Annotated in this window: 9 protein-coding genes, 1 tRNA gene and 1 pseudogene; 5 read left to right on the top strand and 6 right to left on the bottom strand. The window is 63.8% G+C overall.

Annotated features, from left to right (window positions below; genetic code table 11):
• Nucleotides 1–98 precede the first annotated feature (98 nt).
• From yidD to rpmH, 3 genes and pseudogenes are all read right to left on the bottom strand, one after another.
• Nucleotides 99–293 (bottom strand): annotated as a pseudogene (yidD, locus tag ACH107_RS28470) (membrane protein insertion efficiency factor YidD); the annotation flags it as partial.
• Nucleotides 290–628 (bottom strand): ribonuclease P protein component, encoded by a 339-nt coding sequence (rnpA, locus tag ACH107_RS28465; RefSeq protein ID WP_412509112.1) that lies wholly within the window; start codon nt 626–628, stop codon nt 290–292. The pseudogene yidD and the gene rnpA, both read right to left, overlap by 4 nt.
• A gap of 85 nt (nt 629–713) precedes the next feature.
• Entirely contained in the window at nt 714–848 is a 135-nt protein-coding gene (gene rpmH / locus ACH107_RS28460) for a 50S ribosomal protein L34 (RefSeq protein WP_317708263.1), read from the bottom strand.
• Between the two features lie 283 nt (nt 849–1,131).
• Here rpmH and ACH107_RS28455 point away from each other — a divergent pair, with 283 nt between their 5' ends.
• The 4 genes from ACH107_RS28455 (at nt 1,132) to ACH107_RS28440 (ending at nt 4,831) form a co-directional block, all read left to right on the top strand.
• Nucleotides 1,132–1,863, top strand: a complete 732-nt coding sequence (locus tag ACH107_RS28455; RefSeq protein WP_412509111.1) for a TVP38/TMEM64 family protein — start codon at nt 1,132–1,134, stop codon at nt 1,861–1,863.
• Nucleotides 1,864–1,866: 3 nt separating this feature from the next.
• Nucleotides 1,867–3,282: a dihydrolipoyl dehydrogenase family protein gene (locus tag ACH107_RS28450; RefSeq protein WP_412509110.1), complete on the top strand. Its 1,416-nt coding sequence runs from the start codon at nt 1,867–1,869 to the stop codon at nt 3,280–3,282.
• A 24-nt stretch (nt 3,283–3,306) separates the two neighbouring features.
• Nucleotides 3,307–4,695 carry a sensor histidine kinase gene (locus ACH107_RS28445; RefSeq protein WP_412509109.1) on the top strand — a complete coding sequence of 463 codons (1,389 nt, stop codon included), beginning with the start codon at nt 3,307–3,309 and terminating at the stop codon, nt 4,693–4,695.
• A 59-nt stretch (nt 4,696–4,754) separates the two neighbouring features.
• Nucleotides 4,755–4,831: transfer RNA gene (locus ACH107_RS28440), tRNA-Arg, on the top strand.
• Nucleotides 4,832–5,121: 290 nt separating this feature from the next.
• On the opposite strand, the gene ACH107_RS28435 is transcribed toward ACH107_RS28440, so the two are convergent.
• The 3 genes from ACH107_RS28435 to ACH107_RS28425 are packed head-to-tail and all read right to left on the bottom strand — an operon-like array spanning nt 5,122 to nt 5,959.
• Nucleotides 5,122–5,319, bottom strand: coding sequence for a hypothetical protein (locus ACH107_RS28435; RefSeq protein WP_412509108.1), 198 nt, complete (start codon nt 5,317–5,319; stop codon nt 5,122–5,124).
• Nucleotides 5,316–5,555: a hypothetical protein gene (locus ACH107_RS28430; protein WP_412509107.1), complete on the bottom strand. Its 240-nt coding sequence runs from the start codon at nt 5,553–5,555 to the stop codon at nt 5,316–5,318. Before ACH107_RS28430 ends, ACH107_RS28435 begins: the two co-directional genes overlap by 4 nt.
• A complete protein-coding gene (locus tag ACH107_RS28425) occupies nt 5,552–5,959 on the bottom strand; it encodes a phage terminase small subunit P27 family (protein ID WP_412509106.1) in 408 nt (135 codons plus the stop codon). Before ACH107_RS28425 ends, ACH107_RS28430 begins: the two co-directional genes overlap by 4 nt.
• Here ACH107_RS28425 and ACH107_RS28420 point away from each other — a divergent pair.
• Nucleotides 5,958–6,755, top strand: a complete 798-nt coding sequence (locus ACH107_RS28420; protein WP_412509105.1) for a hypothetical protein — start codon at nt 5,958–5,960, stop codon at nt 6,753–6,755. The two genes, ACH107_RS28425 and ACH107_RS28420, sit on opposite strands and share 2 nt — an antisense overlap.
• The last annotated feature ends 132 nt before the right edge of the window (nt 6,756–6,887 follow it).

Raw genomic sequence — 6,887 nt, 5'->3', positions numbered from 1 at the left:
CAGCTGGAGCGCCCCGGCGATCTCGTCGCGCAGGGCCAGGATGTTGGTGTCGGGATCCGTGGCCACGCCGAAGACGCGCAGCACGCCGCGCACCAGCAGCCGCCCCACGGATTGCATTGCGCGATCCGCCTGAGCGCCAGCCATCCCCCCCGGAGACCACCATGTTTTTCCAGCGCGTCCAGCGCATACTGGCTGCATGTCGGGTAATAGCGGCAGTGATGCCCGACCCAGGGCGAGAGAATCAGCCGGTAGGCGCGCACCGGCCATGACAGGATATGCGCAAGAAGTGTCATTTTCTCTTTTGATGCAGTCGCTTGAGCGCCAACGCCAAGTCGGCTCTCAGCCTGTCATACGGGCATTTTACGGTGACATCCGGGCGCCCGATCAACACGTAATCCCACCCCGGGCGCGCCATGCCGGGCAAGACTTCGCGCGCGACGGCCCGCAGCCGCCGTTTCGCCCGGTTGCGCGCCACCGCGTTCCCAACTTTCTTGGAACAGGTGAACCCGACCCGAACCGCCGGGTCGCCGTCATCCCGCGCGCGCCCCTGCACAAGCATGGACGCCGCCACATGCCGGCCGGCCCGCGCAGCGCGAAGAAAGTCAGACCGCTTTTTAAGTGTCTGCAAAACAACATAAACCGCCGGTGTTCCCCTTCCCCGTTCGCGGTCGGAGACGGCCGGCGGTGTCATGGTCATGAACCCTTGTTGCGCCTCAGGCGCTCAGCGATTTACGGCCACGGCTACGCCGCGCGTTCAGGATCTTGCGGCCCGCTTTGGTGGCCATGCGGGCACGGAACCCGTGCCGGCGCTTGCGGACCAGGTTCGAGGGTTGGTAGGTGCGTTTCATCGCTCGGTTCTCCGGTCAGTTTGGCGGGCGGGCCAACAAGGATCCCGCCGAGCCCGTCTCGTTGTGACGGCGCTCTATACGGCTCCGCAGCTGACAAGTCAAACACACCGCGATACTTTTCACCATCTCGGGATAACATGTCACCGGCCGGAAGAATTCGCACGGTTCGAACGCAGTGGCGCGGTGAGCGGTCACTTGTCATCAACCAAGTGTGAAGGCTCTGGGCATTTCCTTGCAATTACCGCATCTAGGCCGGAAACAAGCCAATGACCAGGAAGCTTAAATGCAACACGTTGATCGCCACCAACGCCCGGCGTGGGTCCGTCACCTGCCATTGATCCTGATTCTCATGGCGGCCGCTTTTGGCTATCTTGCCCTTGGCGACCACCTCAGCCTTGTGACCTTGCGCCAAAACCGTGAGGCGCTGCTTGCATACCGCGATGCCAATTACATTATTCTCGCGGTCGTGTTCGTCGCGTCGTATTTCGTGATCGTTGCCTTGTCGCTCCCCGGGGCGGCTGTCGCATCTATAACCGGCGGATTTCTGTTCGGGATCACCGTCGGCACGCTGTTGAACGTGGCGGCTGCTTCGCTGGGCGCCGTCGCGATCTTTCTTGCGGCCCGCATGGGGCTGGGCCAGACGCTCACGACGCGCATAGATGCGTCGGAAGGAACCCTGAAGCGCCTCAAGAAGGAGCTACACGAGCATGAAATATCGGTACTTTTCCTGATCCGCCTTATCCCGGTTGTGCCGTTTTTCGTCGCCAACCTCCTGCCCGCCCTTGTTGGGGTACGCTTTTCCAGTTTCGTTTTCACGACGGTCCTCGGCATCGTCCCGGGTGCCATCGTCTTCACGTGGGTCGGCGTCGGCGTCGGGGAGGTCTTCGACCGCGGCGAGAACCCGGACCTCTCGCTTCTGTGGGAGCCCCATGTCATCGGCCCCATCACCGGTTTGTGCCTGCTGGCCGCCTTGCCGATCCTGATCAAGAAAATCCGGGCGAAAAAGGGTATTTGAGCCATGCACGTCAAAACGGATCTTCTGGTCATCGGGGCCGGCTCCGGCGGGTTGTCAGTGGCCGCAGGTGCCGTGCAAATGGGTGCTGATGTCACGCTGCTGGAAGGCGGGCGCATGGGTGGCGACTGCCTGAACTACGGCTGCGTCCCCTCCAAGGCCCTGATCGCCGCGGGCAAGGCCGCCCATGCCCGTGACGCTGCCGCGCGGTTCGGCGTCACCTATGCGGCCCCGGCGGTGGATTACGCGGCAACCAAGGATCATGTGGCAGACGTGATCGCGCAGATCCGCCCGAATGACAGCCAGGAGCGCTTCGAACGGCTGGGCGTGCGGGTGATCCGCGACTATGGCCGCTTCGTCGGCCGGAACAGCGTACAGGCAGGCGAAACCCTGATCACCGCGCGCCGGATCGTGATCGCGACGGGCTCTTCCCCCGCCGTACCACCTGTTCCGGGGCTCGACACGGTTCCGGTCGAAACGAACGAAACGATATTCGAGCTGAAAGAGAAACCACGGCACTTGATCATCATTGGCGGCGGCCCCATCGGGATCGAGATGGCGCAGGCGCATCGCCGGCTTGGCTGTGATGTCACACTCATCGAGGGGGCGCGGGCGCTTGCCCCCGAAGACCCCGAAGCCTCTACCGTCGTGCTCGACGCCCTTCGCGCGGAAGGTGTCACGATCATCGAGGGCACGGCGGCCCGCGAAGTACGGCGGGACGGGAACGCGATCGAGGTCACGGGCGAGGACGGGCAGGTCCACAGCGGCAGCCACCTGCTTGTGGCGACGGGGCGCAGGCCGAATATCGACCGGCTCGATCTTCCAGCCGCCGGCATAGATACGACGGAACGTGGCATCCAGGTGGATGGGTCGCTCAAAACGACGAACAAGCGGGTCTACGCGATCGGTGATGTCGCGGGGGGACTGCAATTCACGCATGTGGCGGGCTATCATGCGGGATTGATCATCCGGTCCGCCCTCCTTGGATTGCCGGCAAAGCATCACACCTGCCACATTCCCCATGTCACGTTCACCGAGCCCGAGCTTGCACAGGTCGGTCAGACAGACTCACAGGCGCATAAGGCTCATGGCGACAAGGTCGAAGTGGTTCGGTTTCCCTATAACCATAATGACCGCGCCCTGGCGGAACGCAAAGCAGACGGCTTCATCAAGGTCATGGTGGTGAAAGGCCGGCCCGTCGGCGTTACAATCGTGGGACACCAGGCCGGCGAACACATAAACTTGTGGGCGCTGGTGCTGGCAAACCGCATGAAAATGAAACAGGTTGCGGGGATGGTGTCGCCCTATCCCACTGTCGGCGAGATCAGCAAACGCGCCGCGGGCGCCTTCTTTGCGCCGAAATTGTTCGAAAGTGCCGCGGTGAAACGGGTGGTCGGCTTGATCCAGCGCTGGCTCCCCTGATCGGAGTACAAAAACGGGATGCGCGTGCTCAATTCACTCTCGGGACGGTTTCTTCTACTGACCGCCGTGTTCGTCATGCTGGCGGAGATCCTGATCTTCGTTCCATCCATCGCGCGGTTCCGCGAGGACTTCCTCATCAACCGTATCGAGCGCGCACATATCGCATCGCTTGCCTTGTTGGCGGACGACATGATCAGCGGCGACCTCGAGGGGGAGCTCCTGCGCAACGCCGGCGTCTACAACGTTGTGCTGCGGCGCGATGCGTCACGGCAGCTCGTGCTGTCATCCCCGATTCCGGGTGCTGTTGGGGCCTCGTACGACCTGCGCGACGCGACTGCCTTCGACCTGATCCATGATGCAATGGCACGCCTGACCAACCCGGCCCCCAGTGCGATACGTGTCATGGGCACACCGCCGCAAATGGGCGGGCAGCTCATCGAAGTCACCCTCGACAGCCAAGAACTGCGCAGCGCGATGATAGATTACGGACTACGGATCCTGTTTCTGTCGCTGGTGATTTCCGTGATCACGGCAGGGCTGCTCTTTCTCGCCGTCCAGTGCTATCTCGTGCGCCCGATAAAACGTGTCGTGGGTCACATGCTGTCCTACGCCGAGGCCCCTGAGGACACCCGCCGCGTGATCAGGCCATCAGCCGCGGTGACCGAACTCAGGGAGGCCGAGGAGTCGCTCCAATCAATGCAAACCCAGCTGACGGGTGCCCTTCGTCAAAAGGAACACTTGGCCCAACTGGGCAGCGCCGTTGCGAAAGTCAGCCACGATCTTCGCAACATTCTCACCTCGGCCCAGATGTTCATGGACCGTATCGAGACGAGCGAGGACCCGGCCGTCAAACGCTTGGCGCCGAAGCTCGTGACCTCGATCTCGCGCGCCGTCAACCTTTGCGAATCGACGTTGGCCTACGGCAAGGCGGAAGAGCCCGCGCCGACGCTGACGCGTTTCCAGCTGGCCGATATCGTGAACGACGTCTTCGAAAACGAACGTCTGGCCACCGCCGGGTCGGAGGTTCGATTCACGGTCGATCTGCCCCCGGCCCTGACGGTGCGCGCGGATCAGGAACAGCTATATCGCGTTATCGCGAACCTCGTGCGCAATGCGCGGCAGGCGATCATTGCCTCTGGGCAGCCCGGCACCGTCCATGTCAGTGCCGACGAAACGGATAATGAATGGCTCATCAGGATTTCAGACACCGGGCCCGGCATGCCACGCACCGCGCGTGACAACCTTTTCAAACCGTTCCAGGGCCGCGGCAGCAAGGGCGGCGCCGGCCTGGGCCTCACGATCTCGGCCGAACTTGTCCGTGGGCATGGCGGCACACTGACGCTTGCAGCGACGGGAGAAGAGGGCACGACTTTCCATATCAGCCTGCCCCGAGGCGATATCCTGTCGCGGTAGGATTTTCCTTTCAGGCCCCCTTGCATCGTCACGTCTCAGGGGATACACGCTCCAGCAGCGGACCGATAGCTCAGCTGGATAGAGTACCTGACTACGAATCAGGGGGTCGGGGGTTCGAATCCTCCTCGGTCCGCCATTTTGCCAACTTAAGCCCTTGAAAATAAAGGAAATTAGCAAAGTTGCGCCCCCAAGATATCCCCCACCTTAACGCGGATTAAGCCGGAATATGCCGGAAAAGGGCTTGGCGTATTTCATGGGCAAGGGCCTGCTACACTCGCTACATTGCTACACGCGGTCCCCGTGCCCAGCCCCGCGCGGGCGGCGATACCGATAGACGGGGTTCAGGATTTCTTGCGCCGCGAAGCGAGAAAGCAAAAGTCATCATCCGGTATCATGGCGCGGTCAGATCGGCGGCATAAAGGTTTTTCACGCGGCCTTAATGAGCCGTCGAAACCGCTCGGGGTCAAAGCGTGTCAGCACCGCCTCGGCGTCCAGCCCGGCAAGCGCGCAAACCGCCGCAAAGTCGGGCGAGCCTATCCAGCCGGTATCCTGCCCGCGTGCAGCGTCATGCAAGCCGTGAGCAAGGATAGCGTGCCAGAGTCGGCTTTCAGGGCTGCGCGTCATTGCCGCCGCGCCCCCTCGGCTTCAAGCCGGGCGCGTTCGCGGGTCATCTCGATCAGCAGCCGGTTAACGTGGTCCTGCGCGGCCTGCGCGGCTTCGTGAGGCGTTGCGCCCTCGCGCCGGGCCTTGGCCTCTGTCGCCTCGCCTGCGCGCCTGATAGCGCCCGTCATCATCGCATCGAAGGCGTCGAGCATCCGGCCATGTGCGGCGCGGGCGTCGGGTGGCAAATGATCGGTCATGCAAAATACTCCCGCGCCGGATCATCGCCGGGCAGATCGGGCAAGCCCTGCACCTTGGCGCGGGCCGATGGTGTCAGCCCGAATTCGGAAAGCAGCGATTGCACGCGGCGCGCGGCGTCGGCACGTTGCGCCACTGCCGGGTGCGCCCGGTGCATTGTGGCCCCGGCCTCGGTCACGGCCTCATAGGTCGCGCCATGCTGCGCGATTGTCTGGCCTGCCTCGATCCACTCGCAAAGCGTCTCGCACAGCAGCCCCAGGGCGATCAGGTCGCCGTCGCTCAAGACGTTCATACCGGCCAGCAGGCGGGCCAGTTCCGGCCAGTGCTGCGCCGCTCGATCAGATAGGAACGCGGGCGGCGTGGTGCCGCTCAGGCGCCCGGGACGGTTCGACCAGACCCTGACCATGCGCCAGCCGACGCCCGACTTGCTGCCGCAGGCGTTCAGATGGCACTTGAGCGGCGACCTCGCCGATGCGGAGCTGGGCGCGCTGACCGGGATCGCGACCGGGATGTCCGGCGCCGAAATTGCCGCAACGGTCCGCGATGCGCGCGGAACGGCCCGCAGGGCCCGCCGAGCCCTGAGCCTTGATGACCTGATTGCGGCGATCAGCGACCGTCGCCCCCCGCTCGATCCCGGTTTGCGGTGGCAAGTCGCAGTCCACGAGTGTGGTCACGCGATCGTCGCTCACGCCACGGGGCGAGCAACTGTCAACCTTCTGAGCCTGACGGCGGCGGGCGGCGAGGCGAGCATGACGGCCAAGCCGTCTGGCCTCTACCGCGAGGAGCTTGAGGCCGATATCGCCGGCCTTCTTGCAGGCCGGGCTGCAGAACGGTTGATGCTTGGTCAGCCCAGTGCCGGCGCCGGAGGTCAGGAGGACAGCGATCTCGCCGACGCCACCCGGCGCGCCGTCGCAATCGAGCTTAGCCTCGGGCTCGGCGAGGCCGGACCTGTCTGGCACGGCCCGCCCGAGCGCGGGGTCGAGCGGCTCCGCTTCGACCGCGCCCTGCAGGCCCGTGTCCGGGCCCGGCTCGATGCCGCAGAAGACCACGCTACGACGGTGCTCATCGAAAACAGGTCGGTGCTCACGTCCATGGCAACGGAACTGGCCCGGTCCGGAGCCCTGTCCGGCGATTTGCTGCAGACGTTCCTTAACTCGGTAACTGACGCCGCACCGGAAAAGGCTGGGGTGAACCCGGCCTGATCATCATCTTCGCACACGCGGCATTCTACATAAAGGGCGGACAACGGACCTTCGCCGCGTTGGCGTGGCAAGTTGGCCCAGGCAGGAAAAGCGGACATCGGGAAGGGGCCGTGAGTTGCGAAGTTGCGACGG

It is taken from the genome of Roseovarius halophilus (ex Wu et al. 2025) (assembly GCF_047086965.1).
This window is presented reverse-complemented; position numbering and strand designations above follow the sequence as displayed.